Source organism: Nocardia sp. BMG51109, assembly GCF_000526215.1.
Classification (GTDB): Bacteria; Actinomycetota; Actinomycetes; order Mycobacteriales; family Mycobacteriaceae; genus Nocardia.
Genome location: NZ_JAFQ01000004.1, coordinates 1,063,431 through 1,085,572 on the forward strand (window position 1 = coordinate 1,063,431; position 22,142 = coordinate 1,085,572).

A 22,142-nucleotide genomic window follows, 5' to 3' on the forward strand; every position below is an offset into this window, starting at 1 on the left:
CCGGTCGTCGGTTTCCGGGGAATCGGGCTCCCCGTCCGCGGCCGTCCCGCCCCGGCCGGTCTGCGATGATCACGAACATGCGAGTACTTGTGCAGCGGGTGAACTCGGCACGCGTCGAGGTCGGCGACGAGGTCGTCGGGAGCATCGATCCCGCCGCCGCGGGTGCGCCGCACGGCCTGCTCGCACTGGTCGGCGTGACCCACAGCGATACGGCCGACACCGCGAAAACGGTGGCCGACAAGCTGTTCCGGCTGCGGATCCTCGACGGCGAGCGGTCCGCCGCCGACCTGGGCGCGCCCATCCTGGTGGTCAGCCAGTTCACCCTCTACGCCGACACCGCGAAGGGCCGCCGGCCGTCCTGGTCGGCCGCCGCACCGGGCCCGGTCGCCGAACCGCTGGTCGAAACCTTCGCCGAGTCCCTGCGCACGCTGGGCGCCACCGTGGCCACCGGCCGATTCGGCGCACACATGCGCGTCGAACTGGTCAACGACGGTCCGGTGACGATCCTGCTGGAGGGCTGAGCACGACCCGAGAACCATTACGCCACCTGGTCCGTGCCGTGCATCACGGCGGCCGCGTCGCGCTGGCCGTCGGCGATCTCCTGGAACGTCGTCGCGATTCCGCCGAGACCTTCCTGCAGGTTCTTCCGCGACGCCTTGTAGCCCTTGTCGCCCTCGCTGAACTTCTTGCCCATGCTGTCGTCGCCCCACGGCTGATTGGCGCCGGATTCCACGCCCGCCAGCGTGCTTTCCAGCCGTTGCGCCGTGTCGCGGATCTGTTTGGCCAGATCCTCGGACAGTTGTGCGGCATCGCGCAGTTGATCCGGATCGACTTCGACTCTTCCCGCCATGATCGTTCGACCTCACTCGCTACTGTTGACCCAACGTGAATGGAATATCGGGATTCCCGCCGCCGGCATCCGGCCCCGCGCCGGCCTTCGGGCCGTCCCCCTGGGAGTCCGGCCCGTTCTCGTTCGAACCTTGCCCGTCCCCAGGGGAATTCGACTCGTTCCCGTTCGAACCCGGCTCGTCCGCAGGGCCGTTCTCGTTCGAACCCTGCCCATCCCCCGGGGAATCCGGCCCGTTCTCGCCGGAATTCGATTCGTCCTCGTCGGGCGCCGGGTACGCACCGGGCGGCAGCCACTCGCCCCACTCCGGGGCGTCGGCCGGGTGGAACGGGCCGGGCAACGGTTCCGTGCCGCGCAGGTATCGCGGACGCGCCTTGGCCCGCAGATCCTTGCCCTCCCCGAGGAACGGGCTGATCTCTTTGTAGATGTCGCCGTAGGGGCCGTGGTGGTCGCCATGGTGGTCGTCGCCGTGCTGGCTGCCACCGCCCGACCGGCCACCGGACGAATTGCCGGAGCCCGTCGACCCGCCGGATCCGTGCGTCGAATTTCCCGATCCGGCAACGACATTCGTCGTGCCGCCACCGGTATTCGTGATCCCCCCACCAGGATTCGCCGTCGACGGCTGCGGCGGGGGCAGCACCCCCGACCCCTGCCCGGTGAGTATCGATGTCGGCGGCTGCACACGTATCGGCCCGCTGCCTCCCGAACCGTGCAGCGACGACACCGGTGAGGGATTGCTGTTCACCGGACCGGACGACACCGACGAAACACCGTCGCTTATCGGCACGCGCCCCGGCGGCACCGGCGAGGAGCCATCGAGCCCGGAACCGCCGTGCACGAACGTATTCGATGGCTGCCACCCGGGCGCGTCGATCGACGAACCGAACGATGTCGGTGGCTGCCATCCGGGCGTGGTGCCGTTCACCACGACCCCGTCTTCGCTACCCCGCGATCCGACGGTGGACACATCCGCCTGAAACTCCGAACCGGTGACGACCGGACTTTCCCCACTCGGCCGGGTGTTCACCGACGCCCCGTCGAGCCACACCGTCTGCGGCCCATCGTCGTACCACACCACCACCTGCTCCCCCTGGCGCCCCTGCTGCCCCGGACCGACCACCCCCTCCCCACCGGGCCGATCGACCACTGCCGAACCGCCGTCCCCGAATCCCCCCGCGCTCGGATGCAGCGAGCCGTTCCCCGCACTCTGCATATTCTGTAGCGGAATCCAGGTCTCTCCCCGGTTACCCGGCAGACCACCCTGAATCTCGCCGCCGAGCGGTGTACCGTTCGTCTGTCCCCGGGTGGAACCGTACTGCCCCTGGGTCGAGCTGTTCCGGTCGCCGGTCGAACCGTCTTGCCCCCGCATCGAACCGTTCTGACTGTTCTGGTCGCCCGTCGAACCGTACAGCCCCTGCGTCGAACCGTTCCGGCTGTTCTGATCGCGCGTCGAACCGTACAACCCCTGCGTCGAACTGTTCTGATCGCGCGTGGACCCCTCCGGACCTCGCACAGATCCGTCCGGACCCCGCGTGGACCCTTCCCCACCTCGCGTAGAACCGGTTCCCCCGTTCGATTCCCCGGTGCTCCCCGGCGCCCGGTTCGGACTGTCACCACCGCGCGGCTGACCCGACTTGTGCATCCAGAAGGGGTAGCGAATATCCGACGAGGTGATCGGCGAACTCTTCGCGAACAGGCCCCGGGCCCCGCCGGTGATGGCACCGCGAGCGGCACCGCCGGTCCAGCCGGGCCCCGAACCGAACGCGGACCAGTCCCCGGTCACCGCCCCGACGGCGATATTTCCGAACACCGTACTGACAACGCCCGCGGTACCGCCGATCACGGCACCGCGAAAGGTCCGGCCCGCCAGGTTGTCCAGCTGATTCTTGAACAGTTTGTGGCTGTATTCCCCCATGAACCGGGCCACCTCGCGGCCCGGGATCACCCCCGCCGCGGCGGCCAGCCCGGACACTCCGAACTGCGTACCGTTGAAGTGCCGGCGCTTGCCGTCCGCCATCTGCCCACCCTGCACCGCCCCGTCGATACCCATCGCCATGGCCGCGTTCTCGATGGCCCTGGCGCTGTACACGCCCCAGCCCTTCGCCGTCGGCGCGACGAGTTGGCCACTGAGAATTCGTTTCCAGAACAGGCGCTGCTCCGTCTTGGCGCCGGCGCTCGCGGCCAGTCTCATGATGTTGTTCTGCACGATGTCCTCGGCCACCTTGAGGAACGACCGGGTGCTCGACACGGCCGCCGCCTCCACGGCCGGCGCGGTGGGCGGAAACATCCACGCCCACATGATCTCCAGCGCGAGCACGCCCAGCGAGACGACGACGGTGAGCTTGATCCCCTGGATCTGCGTGCCCATGTCGAACGTCGAGTCGGAGATGGTCTGCAACATCTCCGCCAGCTTTTCCAGCGACATGTCACCGGTGCGGAGCTCGTCGAACCGCGCACCCATCGCGGTCGCGGCCTCCCCGTCCGAGTACGCCTCCATGGTGGCCTGCTTGGCCTGATCGATCTGTCCTATCAGCGCCTTCAACTCGTCGGCGGCCGTCTTCCAGGCGGCCGAATCCTGCCACGCGTGGTCCTCGTCACCGTCGGGCCAGCTCGTTCCCGCGACCCAGGCCAGCCATTGCAGCGCGGGGGGCATCTCGATGCTCATCGGCGCGCGTCCGCACCGCCCCGCACTGTCCCTCCGGTCCGCATCGCTACCTCCTCGAATCGGTGGCACCTCTACCTGACCGCACTCCATTGAATTCTCGGTGGCGCACAAGCAAACTCGACGAGACATCCTTCGCCCTCCCGGCCACGAGCCGGATACTCGGTGACGGCGAGTTACCCCGCAGGTTCGATGCGGCAAACGGGACTGCGTCCGGTGGAAACGCGCTCTCGGCAACCGGAAGTCACCGTCTCGGACGGGCTCCGGCACCACGGTGGTAACCGCGCCGCATTCGTGCCGACTGTGGCGGAGAGGAAGGCTCGCGGTGGCCGTTTGTGAAAAGCACAGCGGAGCGCGGAACCGGCGTTCTACGGTTCCGGCACCGATAGCGTCGAGCCGATTCACGTCTGAACATCGGCCCGATCCGGGCCAGGAGAACAACCGGAATGCGCAAACATAGTCCGTCGACGCCCGCCGCGGAGCTGCGGGAAATACTCGACTTCTTCGGCAAATGCCCCGAATGCGGTTATCCCGCACGAGCTTCGACCACCCTGCGAGATACCCGAACCGTCTTCGCCTCGTGCGATCGCCCGTGCGGATGGAACGGCCTGGTGCCCCTGACCACCATGACCGAACACCGGTTACACGCCGAACTGCACGAGTAACGAGCACCGCGATCGGACGGGCCGGCCGAGAGACGCGCCCGCGAGTCAGCGCCGAACGCCCGGAAACAGCCGGGTACGCCGCGCCTCGCTGCCGAGCACATCGCGGATGAACATCCCGATATCGTTGTCGGGCACGGTATTCCGGTAGCGAACCGCATAGATCGGCTCGCTACCGGACAACACCCGGAACCCCGCGGCATTCTCGCCCAGCCGCGACCATTCGACGGCGATCCCGGGCTGCTCGAGGTTCACCACCCAGCCGCCGACCCGCAATGACAGGCCGAACCGGTCGCGGTAGAACACGGCCGGCACATCGTCGAAGTACCCCACCACACCGCGAAGATCCGCGCTCACCTCGGGCGACGCGGGCACGACCACCCGCATCTCCCCACTCCGCGGATCCAGCTCTGCGAAATGACCGCCCCCGGCAAGCGACCGCACAAGCAACCCACCCTCGTCCGAGCCCCCCGCCGAGCCACCGGGCAACGCGAACCTCCGATACTCATCACCCGGCTCGCTCTCAGAACACCCACCGAGCGAAACCATCGGCGAACTCTCCTGTGGCACAGGCGATATCGGACCATCGGGAGGCACTGTCGGCACACCGGGCAGCACCATCGGCAATGTCGGCGACACAGGCAGCGGCGGCCACACCGACGCCGGTAGCTCGGGCAATCTCGGCAACTCGGCCCCCGTGACCGGTTCCGGCCGCGTCGGCGGATGGGGGTCCGGATTCGGGTCTTCCCACACGTTGCCGGCCGGGGGCTCCGGGGCCGAGTACTCGGGAATCTCCGGATAGTCGGGGGCGTACCTCGGCGTATACGGGATCTCGGAGGTCAGGTCGAGAGGCTTGCCCTCTTCCTCGATATGGTGCCCCGCAGTCTGTTCCGGTCGGTGACCGGATGCACTGCCACCGTCCCTGGAACCACCTGCCTGCTCCGAGCCGGCTGCCCTCCGCCCCTCCGGAGCACTTCCGGTCCGATCTGGGGGCCCCGCAAGATTTTCCGGTCGAGGCGCCATCGCACTTCCGTCCGGCCCACCCATACGTGCCGGATCGGGCGCCGTGAATGCCCCGTCCAGCCGCGGCACTCCCGCTCCGTGCGAGCGAAATCTCCTGCCGCCGCCGACCAGCCCGCCGTACGACAGTCCGGCGGTCACCACCCGCGGGTCCCAGGCCCAGCCGTCGTGCAGCATCCCCCCGGCCGCCAGCGACGCGACGCCACCGATCGTGCCCGCCGCCGATCCCACGACCGCACCCGCGACCGCCCCGCCCCAGCGCCCGCCCGGCGCAGTCACCCGCGACGCTCCCCTGCCGAGCAGCGCCCCGGCGGGCCCACCGGCAGCACCGGCCGCCGCGGCGGCGAATGCCGTGGTGCCCAGCCGATTCCAGTCCACACCCTCGCGATTCCCCGCCGCCGTCTGCCCCAGCTGAATCGCCAGATCCTGCCCGGCACCGAGCACCGTCGACAGCGCCACGTGCTCCGCGGTGAATTTCAGCAGCGCCCCCAGCAGCCGGCGGAGCACCACGGAGCGAATGGTGGACAGCGCCCGCTCGGCGAGTATCCGGATGCCCCATCGGGTTGCCGCCGTGGCCATCGCCTGCGTCGCCCAGGCGGTCGGCGGAAAACTCCAGGCGGCCGCGATCTCGACCGCCAGCATGCCGAGCGAGCCGATGATCATGATCTTGGTGTATTCGATCTCGGCCGCCATCGCGTCGGCCGCCTCGGCGACCTGATCCAGGATGCCGGCCAGATGCTCGACGGAACGATCGCCGTGCTCGAGCTTGTCGAGGGCGCGGGTCATCGCCTCGACACCCTCGCCCCACGGGTAGGCCGCCACCGTCGCGTCGCTCGCGGCGGTCAGGTCCGGCAGCAGGTCACGCAGTTCGCGCGCCGCCGTGCGCCAGTCGTCGGCGATGGCCCGCATCCGGTCCTCGTCGCCCGCGGGCCACGCCGAACCGGCGACCCAACCGAGCCAATGCAGCCAGCCGGGAAGTTCGATGGACACCCGTGTCCGTCCTAGCGCGGTCGCATGTCAGAGGTGATCCCGCCGCTCCAGCAGATCAGCGGCCCGATACTGCCCGGTGGAATACGAGCCGATCGTCGCCGACATCGCACCGATCTGCTCGCGCAGATTCCGCTGCGCCGCCCGGTAGCCCTGCTCGCCGTCGGCGAACGCACTGCCGTAACCGTCGTCGCCCCAGGCATCGCCGCGCGCCGTCAGCGAATGCTCCAGCCTGTCGAGAACGCCGCGCACCCGATCGCGGAGATATCCCATGTCCCCGGCGGCCCGCCGCAGCCGACTCGGCGTCACACCGACCTCGGTAACCATCGCACACCCCTTTCGCCCGGAGATCCGACGATCACACAGCCGCCGTCTCCAGCAGAAGGGCCCTTGACGATGTCCTGACATCACCTGCCGCACAACTCATCTCGGTGCACGGATCATCGCGGCCGGTCCTCGGCGACCGCAGCCAACCGGGCGGTACACGATTGTTGACGAATTCCTGACGGTACGTACGCGGCCGCGGTCACGACCGAATGATGCCCGGCCCCCTGGCATTCGGCCCCGGCCTCAACGGAACCGATGCGGGTTCCGCCCCGCGTTCACGAACAGAGGCGGCGGACCCGGGATTCGTGCCGGGCGAACTATTCCGGCCGCACCGTGAGAATGCGCGGACCGTCCTCGGTCACGGCGACCGTGTGCTCCCAGTGCGCGGCGCGGCTGCCGTCCTCGGTCACCACGGTCCAGTCGTCGTCGAGAACCCGGGTCTGCGTGGTGCCCAGCGTCAGCATCGGCTCGATCGCGAGCACCGACCCCACAACGAGTTTCGGCCCCTTACCCGGATCGCCCTCGTTGGCCAGGAACGGATCCATATGCATCTGCCGGCCGATGCCGTGCCCGCCGTACCCGTCGACGATGCCGTAGCTGCGGCCGTGGTCCCGCTCGGCCGCGCGGGTGCCGAGCTCGATGGCGTGCGACACATCGGTGAGCCGGTTACCGGGCAGCATGGCCGCGATACCGGCCTCCATCGACACCTTGGTCGCCTCGCTCAGCAGCCGATCGGCCTCGATGATCTCACCCACACCGAAGGTCCAGGCCGAATCGCCGTGCCAGCCGTCCAGGATGGCGCCGCAGTCGATCGAGGCCAGATCACCCTCGGCCAGCACCTCGTCCTTCGCCGGAATCCCGTGTACCACACGGTCGTTCACCGAGGCGCAGATCGAGGCCGGAAAGCCGTGATAGCCCTTGAACGACGGCACCGCGCCGGCGTCGCGAATGGTCTGCTCGGCCACCTCGTCCAGCTCGAACGTGGACACGCCCGGCTTGGCCGCCGCGCGCACGGCCACCAGCGCCCGGCCCACCACGGCACCGGCGGCGGCCATGGCGTCCAGCTCACCGGTGGTGCGGAACGGCACCACCTTCTTCTGCTTGCGGCCGAAGACCATCCGCGTCAGCGACCCAGCGCCCGCAGCAGCCGGCCGTTGACCTCTTCGATCTCGCCGACCCCGTCGACCGCCACGACCAGCCCGTCGTAGTACTCCAGCAGCGGCTCGGTCTCCTCGCGGTACACCCGCATCCGGTTGCGGATCACGTCCTCGGTGTCGTCGTCGCGGCCGCGACCCAGCATGCGGTTCACCACGACGTCCTCGGCGACCTCGAAGCTGATCACGGCGTCGAGTTCGTATCCGGCTTCCTTGAGCATCTTCTCCAGCGCCTCGGCCTGGTCGACCGTGCGCGGATAGCCGTCGAGCACGAAGCCGTTCGCGGCATCCGGTTCGGCGATGCGCGAAGACACCATGCGATTGGTCACGTCGCTGGGCACCAGGTTGCCGGCATCCAGGTACTTCTGAGCCTCCCGGCCCAGGGGCGTCTCCTGCGAGATGTTCGCACGGAACAGATTCCCCGTGGAGATGTGCAGGACACCCAGCTTGTCCGACAACAGTTCGGCTTGCGTGCCCTTGCCGGCACCCGGCGGTCCTAGCAGTACGAGTCTCACTTGAGGAACCCTTCGTAATTTCTGTTCATCAGTTGGCTCTCGATCTGTTTGACCGTATCGAGGCCGACGCTTACGACGATCAGTACGGCGGTGCCACCGAATGGCAGGTTCTGCAATCCGCTGGAGTTCCCGAAGTTCAGGAACAGGTTCGGCAGCACGGCCACGGCGCCGAGGTAGAGCGAACCGGGGAGGGTGATCCGGCTCAGGACGAAGTTCAGGTAGTCGGCGGTCGGCTTACCGGGACGATACCCGGGAATGAAGCCGCCGAACTTCTTCATCTCGTCAGCGCGCTCCTCCGGGTTGAAGGTGATCGCGACGTAGAAGTAGGTGAAGAACACGATCATTACGAAGTAGATCGTGATGTACCAAGGGTTGGTCGGATTCACCAGATACTGCTGGATGATCTTCTGCCACCAGCTGGGATCCTGCTGGTTCTGCCCCTGGGTGAGCTGTGACACCAGGTTCGGCAGATACAGCAGCGAGGACGCGAAGATCACCGGGATCACGCCGGCCTGGTTGACCTTGAGCGGCAGATACGTCGAGGAGCCGCCGTACATCTTGCGGCCGACCACGCGCTTGGCGTACTGCACCGGAATGCGGCGCTGGCCCTGCTCGATGAAGATCACGCCGACGATCACGGCGAAGGCGCCGACACAGACCAGGCCGAAGATCAGCCCGCCCTTGCTGTCCAGAATGGCCTTGCCCTCGCTGGGGATTCGGGCCGCGATACCGGCGAAGATCAGCAACGACATGCCGTTGCCGACGCCACGCTCGGTGATCTGCTCGCCGAACCACATCACCAGCGCCGCGCCGGCGGTCATCACCAGCACGATGATGATCATGCCGAAGATGCTGGTATCGGCGAGAATGTCTTCCTTACAGTTCTGCAGCAGCTGCCCCCGGGCGGCGAGCGCGACCAGACCGGTGGCCTGCAGGATCGCCAGCGCGATCGACAGGTACCGGGTGTACTGCGTCATCTTGGTCTGGCCGGACTGGCCTTCCTTGCGCAGCTCCTCGAAGCGCGGAATGACGACCGTCAGCAACTGGATGATGATGCTCGCGGTGATGTAGGGCATGATGCCGATCGCGAACACCGAAAGCTGCAGCAGCGCACCACCGGAGAACAGGTTGATGAGCTGGTAGATACCGCCCGACTCGCCGGAGACCTGATCGACACACTTGCGGACCACCTTGTAGTCCACGCCGGGCGACGGCAGCGACGCACCGACGCGGTACAGCAAGATCAGGCCCAGCGTGAAGAGAATCTTCCGCCGTAGGTCCGCGGTCCGGAAGGCCGACACGAAGGCGGAAAGCACAGATCCTCCTGGCTGGCGACATGGGGCGAGACAGACAACAACTTGACTTTAACAGCGACGCCGGACGGGCTCTCACCCGTCCGGCGCCCGCTCTATGTTTCGGCAGCGCCAGCGTACGCGAACCCCCTACGGGGTCCCGTCGGCCGGTCCCTGGAGACCTGCCGACCGCTTGACGCGGCCGGCGCTCCCGCTGCGAACCGAGTAATCGTCAGCCCAGCTCGGTAGCGGTGCCACCGGCGGCGGCGATCTTGTCCCGGGCGGAGCCGGAGAACTTGTCGGCGGAAACCTGAACGGCCACACCGATTTCGCCCTCGCCGAGAACCTTCACCAGTTCGTTCTTGCGAACGAGACCGGCGGAGACCAGCTCGTCCTTGCCGATCGCGCCGCCGTCCGGGAACTTCCGGGCGATATCACCGACGTTCACGACCTGGTACTCGGTGCGGAACGGGTTGGTGAAGCCCTTCAGCTTCGGCAGCCGCATGTGGATCGGCATCTGGCCGCCCTCGAAGCGGGCGGGCACGTTCTTGCGGGCCTTCGTACCCTTGGTACCGCGACCCGCCGTCTTACCCTTCGACGCCTCACCGCGACCGACACGCATCTTCTCGGTCTTGGCGCCGGGCGCCGGGCGCAGATGGTGCAATTTAATGGGGGTCATGCCGCGCCTCCTTTGGTCGCTGCGCTCCCAGCAACCTCCTCAACGGTAACGAGGTGGCGCACGACGTTGATCAGCCCGCGGTTCTGAGAGTTGTCCTCGCGGATCACGGACTTGCGGATGCCCTTCAGTCCGAGGGTGCGAAGCGACTCGCGCTGATTCCTCTTGGCGCCGATCGTGGACCTGATCTGGGTCACCTTCAGTTGTGCCATGTCAAGCTCCCACTCCCGCACGAGCCCGCAGCATGCCCGCCGGTGCGACGTCCTCGAGCGGCAGGCCGCGGCGGGCCGCCACCTCCTCCGGGCGCTGCAGCAGCTTCAGGGCGGCCACGGTCGCGTGCACGACGTTGATCGCGTTGTCGCTACCCAGCGACTTGGCCAGGATGTCGTGGATGCCCGCGCACTCCAGCACGGCGCGCGCGGCACCACCGGCGATCACACCGGTACCGGGCGAGGCCGGGCGCAGCATGACCACACCGGCGGCCTCCTCACCCTGGACCGGGTGGGTGATGGTGGAGCCGATCATCGGGACGCGGAAGAAGTTCTTGCGCGCCTCCTCGACACCCTTCTGGATGGCCGCCGGCACTTCCTTGGCCTTGCCGTAACCGACACCGACCATGCCGTTGCCGTCGCCCACGATCACCAGGGCGGTGAAGCTGAAGCGCCGACCACCCTTGACGACCTTGGACACGCGGTTGATCGCGACGACGCGCTCGAGCTGGTTCTTCTCGGCGGCATTGTCGCGACGGTCACCGCGGCGGTCCCGACCGCCGCCACGCTCCTGGCGGCCACCTTCGTTGTTCTGTCCGGCGGGTCCGCTTCCGCCGTCACGCCGTTGACGTCCCGGCATCAGACGTTCCTTCCGTTCAGCTTCATCTTCCGAGTGCTCCGCATCAGAATTTCAACCCGCCTTCCCGAGCGGCATCCGCCAGGGCGGCGATGCGGCCGTGGTAATCGTGGCCGCCGCGGTCGAACACCACGGCCTCCACGCCGGCGGCCTTGGCGCGGGCGGCGATCAGCTCGCCGACCTTCTTGCCCTTGGCGGTCTTGTCGCCGTCCAGGGCGCGCACGTCGGCCTCGACCGACGAGGCGGAGGCGACGGTCTTGCCGACCGTGTCGTCCACCAGCTGGGCGTGCAGATGCCGCGAGGAGCGGAACACGACCAGACGCGGGCGCACGGTGGTCCCGACGACCTTCTTGCGCAGACGGAAGTGGCGGCGCGTCTTGGCGACCCGGCGACGGGTCGACACGTCCTTGCCGAGCGGCTTGCGCACCACGGCGCCGGCCGTGGTCGAGCCGGCCTTCGTTTCAGTCTTAGAAGCCATGGCTTACTTACCCGTCTTCCCTTCCTTGCGACGGATGACCTCGCCCTCGTAGCGAATGCCCTTGCCCTTGTACGGGTCGGGCTTCCGCAGGCGATGGATCACCGCGGCGACCTGGCCGACCCGCTGCTTATCGATGCCGGAGACCGAGAACTTGGTGGGGCTCTCCACCGCGAAGGTGATGTCCTCGGGCGCCTCGATCGGCACCGGGTGGCTGTACCCCAGGGCGAACTCCAGGTTCGAGCCCTTCTGCTGCACGCGGTAGCCGACGCCGAAGATCTCCATCTTCTTCTCGTAGCCCTGCGTGACGCCCACGATCATGTTGTTGATCAGGGTGCGGGTCAGCCCGTGCAGCGAGCGGTTGCGGCGCTCGTCGTCGGGGCGGGTGATCTCCAGCTCCCCGCTCTCGGCGCGATCGACCGTGATCGGCTCGGCGATCGTGTGCGACAGGGTGCCCTTGGGGCCCTTGACCGACACGTGCTGGCCTTCGATGGTCACCTCGACACCGGCGGGAACCGGAACCGGCCTCTTACCGATACGCGACATTAGTTCCTACCTCCCTTACCAGACGTAGGCGAGGACTTCCCCGCCTACACCCTGCTGCTTGGCCTGACGGTCGGTGAGCAGGCCCCGCGACGTGGAGATGATCGCCACGCCGAGGCCGCCCAGCACCTTGGGCAGGTTGGTGGATTTCGCGTACACCCGCAGTCCCGGCTTCGAGACGCGGCGCACACCCTGCAGGCTGCGCTCCCGGCTCTGGCCGTACTTCAGGTCGACGATCAGGGTCTGGCCGACGGGCGCCTCTTCGGTGTGGAAGTCGGCGATGTAGCCCTCGCGCTTCAGGATCTCGGCGATGTTCGCCTTGAGCTTCGAGTGCGGTGCCTTCACCTGATCGTGGTACGCCGAGTTGGCGTTGCGCAGACGGGTCAGGAAGTCTGCGATCGGATCAGTCATGGTCATAGGTTGACCGTCACCTTTCTCGCCGCGGTTCCCATCCAACATCCACGCACCTACCGGCACGCGGATCGTGGGCCTACAGCAATTCGGCTGGGCCGGCCGGCAGTCTTGCCGACCGGTCATGAGTACGTATCGCCCGGGCAGCGCACATACGAAGATGGACACACAGGGGCCCAGGCAACTTGCCCAGTGTAGACAAGGGGCCCGACGGGACAAAATCGGGGTCGGACCGGTGCGAACCCTATCGGTCTTCGATCTTCGGGCGACATCGCGGCGACCGAGTTCCAACCGGGCGTTCATGTCACGCCCACCCTCGACCGGTCCGGCTCCGAATAGCTATCGAAGGGGCGGTGCACCACCGATCCATTGAGGGGGGCCAGCAGTTATGTATTCTGTTGTATATCAGTTTCCCAGTGACCATCCATACGACATCGAACTCGAGCCAGAGGTTCACGAGTGGTTGGACACCCTGACGAAGGCGGAGTACCGCTCGGTGGAGTTCAAGGTTGATCGTCTCGCTGCGGATCCAGCCGCGCTGGGCGAGCCGTGGACGCGACATCTAGGTGGACCATTACGAGAATTGCGGTTCCATCTGAGCGCCAACGCGATGCGCATCACCTACTGGCTCGCGCCCGACCGGCGTTTGGTGCTGCTGACGGTGTTCCGAAAGACCCGCATGCGCGAGACGCTTCAGATCGAGCGAGCCATGCAGGCCCAAAAGGTCTGCGCCACCGACCACAGTCCGGCTGTTCACTCGTACGACCGCAGCTTCCAGGAGGATTGACATGGGCCGTGGAACGCACACCACATGGAAGGTTCCGGCGGCTCACAAGGCCGACCCGGATTATGTTGCCGCGGCCGACGCGTTCGCACTCGCGCAGGCCGTGCACGATCGCCGGACCGCACTCGGGATCACGCAATCGGAGCTGGCCCGTCGTGCGGATATGACGCAGCCACAGATCAGCCGATTGGAGGGCGGCGACGTCACCCCCACACTGCCGCTCCTGCATCGACTGTCCATCGCTCTGGAAGCGGAGCTGAACCTGTCGTTCAAAGGTGCGGAACTACTGGTCCGCTTCGCCGGTAAGGCCGCTTAGCCGACCAGGACCGGAACCGAGCCCTCCCCTCCACAAGGGGCTCGGTTCCGGCGCGGCTCCGGGCGGAGTTTCAGGGGCGCAGGCGGACGGGGAGGGCGGTCAGGCCGCGGATGACGAGGCTCTTGCGCCATTCGAGGGTGGCGCCGTCGGCCAGCTCGAGGGCGGGGTATTCGGCAAGGAGGCGGGTGAGGGCTACGGCGCCTTCCATTCGGGCCAGGGGGGCGCCGACGCAGTGGTGGATGCCGTGGCCGAAGGCGACGTGGTGGTTGTCGGGGCGGTCCGGGTCGAAACGGTGGGCGTCGGCGAAGTGGTTCGGGTCCCTGTTGGCGGCGGCCACCGAGACCACGATGATCTGTCCGGGCGGAATATCGTTGCCGGCCAAGGTGATCGGAGCCGTCGTATAGCGGAACGTGGTTTCGCGCGTGGGCGACCGGTAGCGCAGGACCTCCTCGACGAAGGCCGGGATACGGCCGGGATCGTCCAGCAGCGGGCGACGAGAGTCCTTGTCGGTCAGCAACTTTGCGACCGCGTTGCCGATGAGGTTGACCGTCGTCTCGAAGCCGGCGACCAGCAGGACGAAGACCATGCTGATCAGTTCCCGGTGCGAGAGCCGGTCGCCGTCCTCGCGCGCGGCGATCAGCTCGGACAGCACGTCCTGTCCCGGGGCCGCGCCCTTGGCGCGAATCAGCTGATCGATGTAGCCGACGAACTCCCGCACGGAATCCGTTCTGGTATCCCGGGTTTCGTCACCGGACATCAGTACCGCCGACCATGCCCGGAACCTGTCGCGGTCCTCGTGCGGCACACCGAGCAGCTCGCAGATCATCAGCATCCCGAGCGGAAAGGCGTAGCCCTCCAACAGGTCCTGGACATCGTCGGCGCCGCCGGCCAGGCCGGCCAGCAGGCCGTCGGCGATCTCGGTGACCCGCGGCTCCAACTCGCGCACGGCGCGGCTGCCGAATGCCCGATTGACCAGCGCCCGCAGCCGGGTGTGCTCGGGCGGATCGTGAAAGATCATCATGTCCGCGAACATGCCGCCGGCGACTTGTCCACGAGCGCCGTGGGCGGTCGCCGCCGCGCGCGCCCCGGCCGACCCGAGCTCCTTGCTGATCGACGGATCCGTGAACACCTGTTTGGCCGCTTCGTATCCGGTGACCAGCCATCCGGTGCTGGAATCGGGGAATCGGACGTAATGCACGGGCCCGCGCTCGCGCAACCGCGCGTACACACCGTGCGGGTTCAGATAGAACTCCTCGGTCAGGTCGACCGGCTCCGCTGTCCATCCCTCCGTTACGGAACCGGCCTCATAACCCATGGCTCGCAACCTAGCAGCGCGAAGATCATTTCCGCGCCGCGGGAACCGTCCGAGACGGTGTATACACTCCCAGTGCATACCCGACCGGTGGAGGATGCCCGAACACTATGCGCGAGCCCGAAAACCCCACGTTGGGGCGCTACCTTGCCTTCCTCAGGCAGCGCGAGGAGCACCGCCGCCGCGAGGCCGGGCTCCTGCCCGCGAACCGGAAGCTGAGCCGGGAGAAGGCCGCCGCCGAAGCGCACATCACGGCCAGTTATCTGACCAAGGTCGAACGCGACGAGGTCGGCCAGGTCGACGTCGGCATCCTGCGCCTGCTGGCGAGCACGTACCACGCCGACGAGGACGAGTGGCGCTACGTCTGCGACCTGGCCGGCTACGCCTCGCCGTATCCGGGCCTGGCGGGGCTGGATTCGACGATGGAGATGCCGCCGCTGGAAACGTTCCTCGAGGCGGTGTCACCCATCATGCGCACCGAGATGGAGGAGGCCGACGACCTGGTGTCCTTCTACGCGCCCCAACGCCGCCTGATCGCGGCCAACCGCGCGTACTACGACACCTTCCCGACCCACCGGCCGGGCATCTACATGATGGAGTGGTCGTTCACCGAGGAAGCGCGAGAGGTGATGATCAACTGGGAGGACCAGGTCCGGCAGGGCGTCGCGATCCATCGCGGAATGATGGGCCGCTACGGCCACACCGAGTGGGCCCAGGAATCACACCGGCGCCTGTGGCAGTTCCCCGAGTTCCGCCGCCTGTGGGACGCGCAACACGTGATCTACGCCCGCCCGATGAGCAACGAGGCACACCTGAACGTCGCCGGCAAGCGCTACGCCATGATCATGGAGAACTGGCAGATGCAACACCACCTCCCCATCGTCCGCTCCCGAGGCCGCCTCCGCCCCCTGGACTAGCACGCGCAGATCATCGCCGGACGAGCGTGCAGGCATTGCACAGTTTCCCGCGAGTCGCCGCCAGGAGTACACACTGACAGCGGACTTCGGCTTGGTGAGCTACTCCGGGCTGCGGGGGCCGCACTGGGAGGAAGGGCCCTGAGGGTAGATCTCGGCCGAGAGGGTCGAGAGATTGATTCGAATGTTCTGGCCGCCCGGCGGTGGCGCCGCGCCGACGCGCTCCTCGTCCGGCTGCGCCTCCACCGCGGCACCCGCCAACTTGAACACCCGTTCGTCGGCATTCGCGCTCCCCGGCGATCCGGGAAGAGCAACGCAAGTCGCAGGCGGCGGCGAAGGCACCGAACAAGCCATGTCCCCCATAGGGTCTCACTCCCTTCTACCATCCCGGGCTCGCCGAAGCGCAGGCCGAACACACTGCCGCTCCGAATGATTCGAGCCCAGACAAGACGCTCTCACACGCCACCGACGAGAGGGAGCCCGCACTTCCGTGGGCAACACATGTCGCCAGTCTCAATAAATGGGATACACCAATCAGATATTGGGACGATAAAATGGTGCCCCGCGATGAAGCGGCGCCCCCCAGGATGAGTTTCGTTGATTTATTGGAGTTCAGCATGACGTGCGGACAAATACACGAGTCTTGCCGTCACCGAGATTGTGAATGACAATCCATCGGTACCGGTCCCCGTCGAAGTCCTCGTAGTACTTGTTTGCGACATCGGATTGCAGGACGTCGGCGACTGCGCCGTACTTCCAATATTCGCTACGCCAGTAGTTCGGGACACCTGGTTTGAACTCACCAAGTGAGGATTTCGCCTCGAACTCATGCACTTTGCCGTCCGGCAGATCGGCTACCACCTCCACAATGTCGACCCCCGAGACCGGTTCGCGCCGATTCGCAAGGGGGTTCACGCCATCGGGGAAGTGAATACCTCCGCACTCACCGATCGACTGCAACGGGCCATTCGATGTTTGCTGAGAACCACAACTTGCCAGTGACACCACCAGCAGCACAGCCACCGTCGGAATCCATATCCAACGGATGCTCACCCGGCGCAGATTCTCCGGCATCAAATCTCTCCCGACCATTGGTAGTCTCCGAGGCTTGCCTCTGGAGTGATCACATCCCAGCTGTCAGGCTTGCTGAACTCGTCCACGTAGCGGAGTTTCCGGCGCACCTCGAGATTGCGCTGATTCATGTACGCCATTTCCACCCGCAGGCGGTCGGCCAATTGCCAGCGCAGATCGGAATTGCTCACCGGCTCGCCCTCGGGCGTATGGCCGGGACGCCGACCGGGTTGCTCGAGATGGTCGAGGTCGCACAGCAGGTCGGCACGAATACGAAACAGTACCCCGGCCCAGCATCTCCCAGAACTTCATCTGGGAGCGAACCAGTTTCGCGAATACCAGGTTCACCACCGCGGGCACATCGAGACCGGTATCGAGCATGTCCACCGAGACCGCGATGCGGAACGGGCTGTCCGGCTTCTCGAACTTGTCATTTGAACGATGTGGTGGTCAGGTCAGCATCAGGCGAAGTCGCGCCGGCCGAGGTCGTAGAGCGCGTTGGGAGTAACGCTGATCTCGAAGGGCTGATCCACTACCAGTGTCTCATCGCCGGTCGCGAGGGCCGTGCGGACGTAGTGGCCGGCATCGAGGTGGAGAGCTTCGATACGTGGGGTCGGACGAAAATCGACGATCCAGTAGTGGGGCACGCCTGCCGCCGCGTACTCGCCCCGTTTGATTGTCCGATCGTGGGCCTCACTGCCACTGCGTGGCGAAACGACCTCGACTATGAGGGACAGATCGGAGGGGTCGAGGTAGGTCTCCCCCTCCGCGAAACCCGTTTCTTCGGCCTTGGCATCAATGACGAAGACGTCGGGTTTTCGAATCCCCGCCGGAAAAATGAACTCGTATTCACCGCCGTCGACCAACACATCGGCTCCGGCACGCCGAGCCGCCTCGATGAACAAACAACGCAGTCCCCTGCTCATCCGATTGTGGCGCAACGAGGGCGATATCTTCTCGATCAGCCATCCGTTCCACAGTTCGAAGCCCTTCCCCTCCTCGGGGCTGTTGTGGAGATCGTCCGCAGTGTACGGACCCGATCCGAAGGACGAGCCGAAATCGAGTGCAGCACTCACAGCTCCTCCTCACCTCGTACGCCGGCGGTCCGTCGTGCGCATCCGGAACTACCGCCAGCATAGCCGCAATACCTCATGCCCATGCGCTTCAGCGGGTTGCCGCGTCCCGCCGACAAGGCACGTGATCACCGCCCCGGACCACCTCGGCATGGTCGCGATACGCGAAAGCGGTGGTCCGTCGGAGACGGACCACCGCAGTGCGAAATATCAGCTGCTGCTTACCAGCTGGACTTGTGCACGCCCGGGAGCTCGCCGCGGTGCGCCATGTCGCGCAGGCAGACGCGGCACAGGCCGAACTTGCGGTAGACCGCGTGCGGGCGGCCGCAGCGCTGGCAGCGGGTGTAGGCGCGAACGGCGAACTTCGGCTTCGCGTTGGCCTTGTTGATCAGAGCTTTCTTAGCCATATGCTCAGTTCTCCTTGAACGGGAAGCCGAGGTGCCGGAGCAGGGCGCGACCCTCCTCGTCGTTGGTCGCCGTGGTGACGACCGTGATGTCCATACCGCGCGGACGGTCGATGTCGTCCACATTGATCTCGTGGAACATCGACTGCTCGCTCAGACCGAACGTGTAGTTGCCGTGGCCGTCGAACTGCTTCGGCGACAGACCGCGGAAGTCGCGAATACGCGGCAGCGCGATCGACACCAGACGGTCCAGGAACTCCCACATCCGATCGCCGCGCAGCGTGGCGCGCGCACCGATCGGCATGCCCTCGCGCAGCTTGAACTGCGCGATCGACTTGCGGGCCTTGCGGATCTCCGGCTTCTGGCCGGTGATCAGCGCCAGGTCGTTCACCGCGCCGTTGATCAGCTTGGCGTCGCGGGCGGCGTCGCCGACACCCATGTTCACGACGACCTTCACCACGCCCGGGATCTGCATCACGTTGGCGTAGTCGAACTCCTTGTTCAGCGCGTCCTTGATCTCCTCGCGGTAGCGCACCTTGAGGCGAGGCTGAATCTTTTCGGTAGTCGTCATCAGATGTCCTTCCCGTTGCGACGGGAGATGCGCACCCGCTTGCCGTCGTCGTCGGTGCGGTAACCCACCCGGGTCGGCTTGCCGTCGGAGTCGACAACCATCACGTTCGACACGTGGATGGGCGCCTCCTGGGTCACGATGCCGCCCGAGCTGGCGCCGCGCTGGTTCGCGGAGTTCGCGACATGCTTCTTGATCCGGTTCACGCCCTCGACCAGGACCTTGTCCGTCTGCGGGTAGGCCTGGATGACCTTGCCCTTGGCACCCTTGTCCTTGCCCGAGACGACGAGCACGGTGTCACCCTTGTGCACCTTCATGTCAGAGCACCTCCGGGGCCAGCGAGACGATCTTCATGAACCGCTTGTCGCGCAGCTCGCGGCCGACGGGGCCGAAGATGCGGGTGCCGCGCGGATCGTTGTCCGGCTTGATCAGCACCGCGGCGTTCTCGTCGAAACGAATGTAAGAGCCATCGGGACGGCGGCGCTCCTTGGCGGTCCGCACGACGACGGCCTTGACGACATCACCCTTCTTGACGTTTCCGCCGGGGATGGCGTCCTTGACGGTGGCGACGATCACGTCGCCGATACCGGCATAGCGACGCGACGACCCGCCGAGCACGCGGATGCACAGAATCTCCTTGGCACCCGTGTTGTCGGCGACGCGCAGTCGCGACTCCTGCTGAATCACTTCAGCTCCTCCTAGACCTGGACGATATGCACGCCGGATACCGACCCGACGGGCATGGTCTGTTGCCCTCCAGCGGACCCGACGGCCCGCTCCGCAAGCTACGCGGGGCTGCGCCTGCCAGCGGTTTCGCAGATCTGGATCGATCAACCACTGTGGGTTCGCGGCCGGAGTGCGGGCACAGTCGTCCCGCAGGCAACCCAGCCAGTGTAACGAAGCCCCAGGTGGCCCCCAAATCGGGGCAGCGTGGCCCCGTGTGAATTCAGCTGATGCTCAGCCGCCTGCACTAACGTCGGCGCGAGCTACGTATCAGCACATGCCACGTTACCTGCTCGACACGACCGTCGGGCCTGCGTAACCGCGTAGGGCCCGGTCGCGTCGGCCGAAGGTTATTGAGGAGAACGAGTGACCGCGCCCGAGCGTCCGACCGCCCTCGCCCGCCGCAGTTTCCTGGCCGCCCTCGGGCTGGTGCCCGCCGCCGCGGTGGTGGGGGTCTCCTGCCGCAGTTCCGATTCCGCCGCCACCAAGCCGCTGACCGGTCCGGACCTATCGGGTTCCGATCCCGCCGTCCGGCCGCAGGACGATCTGTTCCGCCATATCAACGGGACCTGGCTGCGGGACTACCAGTTGCCCCCGGACAAGGTGCAGTTCGGCACCTTCGACGAGGTGGGCGACCGGGTGGAAGGCGAGCTGCGCGGGATCGTCGAGGGCATCGAGGACCCGGAGAACGGCACCCCGGACCAGCAGATCCGCGACCTGTACGACGCCCGGATGAACGAGGACGAGATCGAGAAGCTGGGCATGTCGCCGCTGCGGGGCCTGTTCGGGCAGATCGACGGCGCGGCCGACAAGACCGCGCTGGCCCGGGCGATGGGCGCGTTGCCGAACGTCGGGTTGATCGGGCTGGCGGTGGACGCCGACCCGAAGAACTCGAACGCCTACCTGCCCATGGTCAGCCAGTCGGGCCTGGGGCTCGGCGAGCAGTACTACCGCAAGCCCGAGTACGCCCAGAAGCTCGCCGCCTACCGGAGCTTCATGGAACGCATCGCCGCCGGCGCGGGCTTCCCCGGCCCGGCGGCGCTGGCACAACGCGTGGTCGATCTGGAGACGCGGATCGCGGCGGGCTTCTGGGACAACGTCCGCACCCGCGACGCCTCGGCCACCTACAACCTGCGCAGCTGGCCCGAACTGGTCGCGCTCGCACCGGAATTCGCCTGGGACGCGTGGCTGGCGGGCAATACCGACCGGCCGAAGGAGTTGTTCGGCACCCTCGTCGTCGCCGAGCCGTCGTTCGTCACCGAGGCCGGAAAGCTGTGGGACGAGGTCGATATCGCGACCTGGCGCGACTACCTGAAGCTGAGCCTGGTGCGCGAGAACGCACCGTATCTGAAGAAGGACATCGCCGACGCCAACTTCGACTTCTTCGGCAGGACCATGCAGGGCCTGCAGGAGCGGCCGGAGCGGTGGCGCTCGGCCGTGCAGCTGGTGAACGAGAACCTCGGCGAGCAGCTCGGAAAGGTATACGTGGCCAAGTACTTTCCGCCCGAGGCCAAGAAACGCGCCGACCAGATGGTGGACGATCTGATCGCGGCCTATCGCGACAACTTCCAGCATTCCGACTGGATGTCGCCGCCCACCCGGGAGGCCGCCCTGGCCAAGCTCGACAAGATCAACCCCAAGATCGGCTACCCGGACAAGTGGAAGGACTACTCCGGGCTGACCGTCACCCGCGGCAAGCTGATCGAATCCCTCAACGCCATCACCGCATTCGAGGCCGCGCGGATGTTCGGCAAGCTCGGCACCGCCGTCGACAGGTCCGAGTGGATGATGCCGCCGCAGACCGTCAACGCCTACTACAACCCCAGCGGCAACGAGATCGTCTTCCCGGCGGCGTTCCTGCAGCCGCCGTTCTTCGACAAGGACGCCCGGCAGGCGGTGAACTTCGGCGCGGGCGGCGCGGTGATCGGCCACGAGATCGGGCACGGCTTCGACGACCAGGGCGCCAAGTACGACGGCGACGGCAACCTGAAGGACTGGTGGACGCCGGCGGACAAGGCGGCCTTCGAGGCAAAGACGAAACAGCTTGTCGTGCAGTACAATTCGCTGGTCCCCGAGGGACTCGGACCGGATCAGCACGTCGACGGCGAACTGACCGTGGGCGAGAACCTCGCCGACGTGCGCGGCCTGGAGATCGCCCTGTCGGCCTACCGGATCGCCGAGAAGCGCGACGGCACCGAGACTCCCGACTACCGCCCGATGTTCGAGTCCTGGGGCCGGACCTGGCGGGCGAAGCAGACCACGCAGGCCACCGAGAGCCAGATCGCCTCGGATCCGCACTCCCCCTCCGAGTTCCGCTGCAACCAGGTGGTCCGCAATCAGCCCGAGTTCTACGCCACCTACGGCGTCAGGGAGGGCGACAAGCTGTTCCTCCCGGAGGACCAGCGCGTGACGCTGTAGCCGACCGGGAGCACCGCGTGCCGGTGACGCCGTCCCCCGCACGCCGCCACCGGGGTCGGCGATCACCCGTTCGGTCCACCCCGGCCGCCCCCGCCCCGGTAGCCTCTTGCGCAGTAAGTCGGATACGAGCACTGGGGGCAGT

At 66.7% G+C, this 22,142-nt stretch carries 27 protein-coding genes; 6 read left to right on the forward strand and 21 right to left on the reverse strand.

The window, feature by feature from the left end; genetic code table 11:
• The first annotated feature begins 77 nt into the window (after positions 1-77).
• Entirely contained in the window at positions 78-521 is a 444-nt protein-coding gene (dtd, locus tag D892_RS0106130; protein WP_024800400.1) for a D-aminoacyl-tRNA deacylase, read from the forward strand.
• Between the two features lie 17 nt (positions 522-538).
• On the opposite strand, the gene D892_RS0106135 is transcribed toward dtd, so the two are convergent.
• Both D892_RS0106135 and D892_RS0106140 read right to left on the reverse strand, forming a co-directional pair.
• Positions 539-850: a hypothetical protein gene (locus D892_RS0106135; protein WP_024800401.1), complete on the reverse strand. Its 312-nt coding sequence runs from the start codon at positions 848-850 to the stop codon at positions 539-541.
• Between the two features lie 19 nt (positions 851-869).
• Complete coding sequence (locus tag D892_RS0106140; RefSeq protein WP_024800402.1) at positions 870-3,512, reverse strand: hypothetical protein; 2,643 nt, start codon at positions 3,510-3,512, stop codon at positions 870-872.
• 443 nt (positions 3,513-3,955) lie between these two features.
• Between D892_RS0106140 and D892_RS0106145 the strand changes: the two genes are divergently transcribed.
• A complete protein-coding gene (locus D892_RS0106145) occupies positions 3,956-4,174 on the forward strand; it encodes a hypothetical protein (RefSeq protein ID WP_024800403.1) in 219 nt (72 codons plus the stop codon).
• A 45-nt stretch (positions 4,175-4,219) separates the two neighbouring features.
• Here the strand turns inward: D892_RS0106145 and D892_RS0106150 are convergent, their stop codons facing one another.
• The 11 genes from D892_RS0106150 to rpsH all read right to left on the reverse strand — a co-directional run bounded on the left by D892_RS0106150 (position 4,220) and on the right by rpsH (position 12,423).
• A complete protein-coding gene (locus tag D892_RS0106150) occupies positions 4,220-6,181 on the reverse strand; it encodes a hypothetical protein (protein ID WP_024800404.1) in 1,962 nt (653 codons plus the stop codon).
• 27 nt (positions 6,182-6,208) lie between these two features.
• Positions 6,209-6,505, reverse strand: a complete 297-nt coding sequence (locus D892_RS0106155) for a WXG100 family type VII secretion target (RefSeq protein ID WP_024800405.1) — start codon at positions 6,503-6,505, stop codon at positions 6,209-6,211.
• Positions 6,506-6,822: 317 nt separating this feature from the next.
• Positions 6,823-7,623, reverse strand: coding sequence for a type I methionyl aminopeptidase (gene map / locus D892_RS0106160; protein ID WP_024800406.1), 801 nt, complete (start codon positions 7,621-7,623; stop codon positions 6,823-6,825).
• 5 nt (positions 7,624-7,628) lie between these two features.
• On the reverse strand, positions 7,629-8,174 hold the full coding sequence (locus tag D892_RS0106165; protein ID WP_024800407.1) for an adenylate kinase: 546 nt from the start codon (positions 8,172-8,174) through the stop codon (positions 7,629-7,631).
• Positions 8,171-9,490, reverse strand: a complete 1,320-nt coding sequence (gene secY, locus D892_RS0106170; protein WP_024800408.1) for a preprotein translocase subunit SecY — start codon at positions 9,488-9,490, stop codon at positions 8,171-8,173. Before secY ends, D892_RS0106165 begins: the two co-directional genes overlap by 4 nt.
• Positions 9,491-9,698: 208 nt before the next feature.
• A complete protein-coding gene (rplO, locus tag D892_RS0106175) occupies positions 9,699-10,145 on the reverse strand; it encodes a 50S ribosomal protein L15 (protein ID WP_024800409.1) in 447 nt (148 codons plus the stop codon).
• Positions 10,142-10,354: a 50S ribosomal protein L30 gene (gene rpmD / locus D892_RS0106180; protein WP_024800410.1), complete on the reverse strand. Its 213-nt coding sequence runs from the start codon at positions 10,352-10,354 to the stop codon at positions 10,142-10,144. The genes rplO and rpmD overlap by 4 nt, the downstream gene beginning before the upstream one ends.
• A 1-nt stretch (position 10,355) precedes the next feature.
• Positions 10,356-10,991, reverse strand: coding sequence for a 30S ribosomal protein S5 (rpsE, locus tag D892_RS0106185; RefSeq protein ID WP_024800411.1), 636 nt, complete (start codon positions 10,989-10,991; stop codon positions 10,356-10,358).
• Between the two features lie 43 nt (positions 10,992-11,034).
• Positions 11,035-11,466 carry a 50S ribosomal protein L18 gene (rplR, locus tag D892_RS0106190; protein WP_051499010.1) on the reverse strand — a complete coding sequence of 144 codons (432 nt, stop codon included), beginning with the start codon at positions 11,464-11,466 and terminating at the stop codon, positions 11,035-11,037.
• Positions 11,467-11,469: 3 nt separating this feature from the next.
• Positions 11,470-12,009, reverse strand: coding sequence for a 50S ribosomal protein L6 (gene rplF, locus D892_RS0106195; protein ID WP_024800413.1), 540 nt, complete (start codon positions 12,007-12,009; stop codon positions 11,470-11,472).
• Between the two features lie 15 nt (positions 12,010-12,024).
• Positions 12,025-12,423, reverse strand: a complete 399-nt coding sequence (gene rpsH / locus D892_RS0106200; protein ID WP_024800414.1) for a 30S ribosomal protein S8 — start codon at positions 12,421-12,423, stop codon at positions 12,025-12,027.
• A gap of 457 nt (positions 12,424-12,880) precedes the next feature.
• On the opposite strand from rpsH, the gene D892_RS0106205 reads away from it, so the two are divergent.
• Both D892_RS0106205 and D892_RS0106210 read left to right on the forward strand, forming a co-directional pair.
• Positions 12,881-13,204: a type II toxin-antitoxin system RelE/ParE family toxin gene (locus D892_RS0106205; protein ID WP_232236008.1), complete on the forward strand. Its 324-nt coding sequence runs from the start codon at positions 12,881-12,883 to the stop codon at positions 13,202-13,204.
• Position 13,205: 1 nt separating this feature from the next.
• Positions 13,206-13,517 (forward strand): helix-turn-helix domain-containing protein, encoded by a 312-nt coding sequence (locus tag D892_RS0106210; RefSeq protein WP_024800416.1) that lies wholly within the window; start codon positions 13,206-13,208, stop codon positions 13,515-13,517.
• 70 nt (positions 13,518-13,587) lie between these two features.
• On the opposite strand, the gene D892_RS0106215 is transcribed toward D892_RS0106210, so the two are convergent.
• Positions 13,588-14,832 carry a cytochrome P450 gene (locus D892_RS0106215; RefSeq protein ID WP_024800417.1) on the reverse strand — a complete coding sequence of 415 codons (1,245 nt, stop codon included), beginning with the start codon at positions 14,830-14,832 and terminating at the stop codon, positions 13,588-13,590.
• A gap of 107 nt (positions 14,833-14,939) precedes the next feature.
• Here D892_RS0106215 and D892_RS0106220 point away from each other — a divergent pair, with 107 nt between their 5' ends.
• Positions 14,940-15,746 carry a helix-turn-helix domain-containing protein gene (locus D892_RS0106220; RefSeq protein ID WP_024800418.1) on the forward strand — a complete coding sequence of 269 codons (807 nt, stop codon included), beginning with the start codon at positions 14,940-14,942 and terminating at the stop codon, positions 15,744-15,746.
• A gap of 609 nt (positions 15,747-16,355) precedes the next feature.
• Here the strand turns inward: D892_RS0106220 and D892_RS0106230 are convergent.
• The 7 genes from D892_RS0106230 to rplN form a co-directional block, all read right to left on the reverse strand.
• The gene (locus tag D892_RS0106230; RefSeq protein ID WP_156959405.1) at positions 16,356-16,817 is read right to left on the reverse strand and encodes a hypothetical protein; all 462 of its coding nucleotides are present in this window, start codon (positions 16,815-16,817) and stop codon (positions 16,356-16,358) included.
• Positions 16,817-17,005 carry a hypothetical protein gene (locus D892_RS0106235; protein WP_024800420.1) on the reverse strand — a complete coding sequence of 63 codons (189 nt, stop codon included), beginning with the start codon at positions 17,003-17,005 and terminating at the stop codon, positions 16,817-16,819. Before D892_RS0106235 ends, D892_RS0106230 begins: the two co-directional genes overlap by 1 nt.
• A 270-nt stretch (positions 17,006-17,275) precedes the next feature.
• Positions 17,276-17,890 (reverse strand): Uma2 family endonuclease, encoded by a 615-nt coding sequence (locus D892_RS0106240; RefSeq protein WP_024800421.1) that lies wholly within the window; start codon positions 17,888-17,890, stop codon positions 17,276-17,278.
• Positions 17,891-18,108: 218 nt separating this feature from the next.
• The gene (locus tag D892_RS0106245; protein WP_024800422.1) at positions 18,109-18,294 is read right to left on the reverse strand and encodes a type Z 30S ribosomal protein S14; all 186 of its coding nucleotides are present in this window, start codon (positions 18,292-18,294) and stop codon (positions 18,109-18,111) included.
• Positions 18,295-18,298: 4 nt separating this feature from the next.
• Positions 18,299-18,862, reverse strand: coding sequence for a 50S ribosomal protein L5 (gene rplE / locus D892_RS0106250; RefSeq protein WP_024800423.1), 564 nt, complete (start codon positions 18,860-18,862; stop codon positions 18,299-18,301).
• Positions 18,862-19,176: a 50S ribosomal protein L24 gene (rplX, locus tag D892_RS0106255; RefSeq protein WP_024800424.1), complete on the reverse strand. Its 315-nt coding sequence runs from the start codon at positions 19,174-19,176 to the stop codon at positions 18,862-18,864. The genes rplE and rplX overlap by 1 nt, the downstream gene beginning before the upstream one ends.
• A 1-nt stretch (position 19,177) precedes the next feature.
• A complete protein-coding gene (gene rplN, locus D892_RS0106260) occupies positions 19,178-19,546 on the reverse strand; it encodes a 50S ribosomal protein L14 (protein WP_024800425.1) in 369 nt (122 codons plus the stop codon).
• A 402-nt stretch (positions 19,547-19,948) separates the two neighbouring features.
• Here rplN and D892_RS0106265 point away from each other — a divergent pair, with 402 nt between their 5' ends.
• Complete coding sequence (locus D892_RS0106265) at positions 19,949-22,000, forward strand: M13 family metallopeptidase (protein ID WP_024800426.1); 2,052 nt, start codon at positions 19,949-19,951, stop codon at positions 21,998-22,000.
• Positions 22,001-22,142 lie beyond the last annotated feature (142 nt).

What these genes read in the sequence shown, in the direction of transcription:
- dtd (WP_024800400.1), top strand. Translation starts at nt 78, where the DNA reads ATGCGAGTACTTGTGCAGCGGGTGAACTCGGCACGCGTCGAGGTCGGC.
- D892_RS0106135 (WP_024800401.1), bottom strand. Translation starts at nt 850, where the DNA reads ATGGCGGGAAGAGTCGAAGTCGATCCGGATCAACTGCGCGATGCCGCA.
- D892_RS0106140 (WP_024800402.1), bottom strand. Translation starts at nt 3,512, where the DNA reads ATGAGCATCGAGATGCCCCCCGCGCTGCAATGGCTGGCCTGGGTCGCG.
- D892_RS0106145 (WP_024800403.1), top strand. Translation starts at nt 3,956, where the DNA reads ATGCGCAAACATAGTCCGTCGACGCCCGCCGCGGAGCTGCGGGAAATA.
- D892_RS0106155 (WP_024800405.1), bottom strand. Translation starts at nt 6,505, where the DNA reads ATGGTTACCGAGGTCGGTGTGACGCCGAGTCGGCTGCGGCGGGCCGCC.
- map (WP_024800406.1), bottom strand. Translation starts at nt 7,623, where the DNA reads ATGGTCTTCGGCCGCAAGCAGAAGAAGGTGGTGCCGTTCCGCACCACC.
- rplO (WP_024800409.1), bottom strand. Translation starts at nt 10,145, where the DNA reads ATGACCCCCATTAAATTGCACCATCTGCGCCCGGCGCCCGGCGCCAAG.
- rpmD (WP_024800410.1), bottom strand. Translation starts at nt 10,354, where the DNA reads ATGGCACAACTGAAGGTGACCCAGATCAGGTCCACGATCGGCGCCAAG.
- rpsE (WP_024800411.1), bottom strand. Translation starts at nt 10,991, where the DNA reads ATGCCGGGACGTCAACGGCGTGACGGCGGAAGCGGACCCGCCGGACAG.
- rplR (WP_051499010.1), bottom strand. Translation starts at nt 11,466, where the DNA reads ATGGCTTCTAAGACTGAAACGAAGGCCGGCTCGACCACGGCCGGCGCC.
- rplF (WP_024800413.1), bottom strand. Translation starts at nt 12,009, where the DNA reads ATGTCGCGTATCGGTAAGAGGCCGGTTCCGGTTCCCGCCGGTGTCGAG.
- rpsH (WP_024800414.1), bottom strand. Translation starts at nt 12,423, where the DNA reads ATGACCATGACTGATCCGATCGCAGACTTCCTGACCCGTCTGCGCAAC.
- D892_RS0106210 (WP_024800416.1), top strand. Translation starts at nt 13,206, where the DNA reads ATGGGCCGTGGAACGCACACCACATGGAAGGTTCCGGCGGCTCACAAG.
- D892_RS0106215 (WP_024800417.1), bottom strand. Translation starts at nt 14,832, where the DNA reads ATGGGTTATGAGGCCGGTTCCGTAACGGAGGGATGGACAGCGGAGCCG.
- D892_RS0106220 (WP_024800418.1), top strand. Translation starts at nt 14,940, where the DNA reads ATGCGCGAGCCCGAAAACCCCACGTTGGGGCGCTACCTTGCCTTCCTC.
- D892_RS0106230 (WP_156959405.1), bottom strand. Translation starts at nt 16,817, where the DNA reads ATGCCGGAGAATCTGCGCCGGGTGAGCATCCGTTGGATATGGATTCCG.
- D892_RS0106245 (WP_024800422.1), bottom strand. Translation starts at nt 18,294, where the DNA reads ATGGCTAAGAAAGCTCTGATCAACAAGGCCAACGCGAAGCCGAAGTTC.
- rplE (WP_024800423.1), bottom strand. Translation starts at nt 18,862, where the DNA reads ATGACGACTACCGAAAAGATTCAGCCTCGCCTCAAGGTGCGCTACCGC.
- rplX (WP_024800424.1), bottom strand. Translation starts at nt 19,176, where the DNA reads ATGAAGGTGCACAAGGGTGACACCGTGCTCGTCGTCTCGGGCAAGGAC.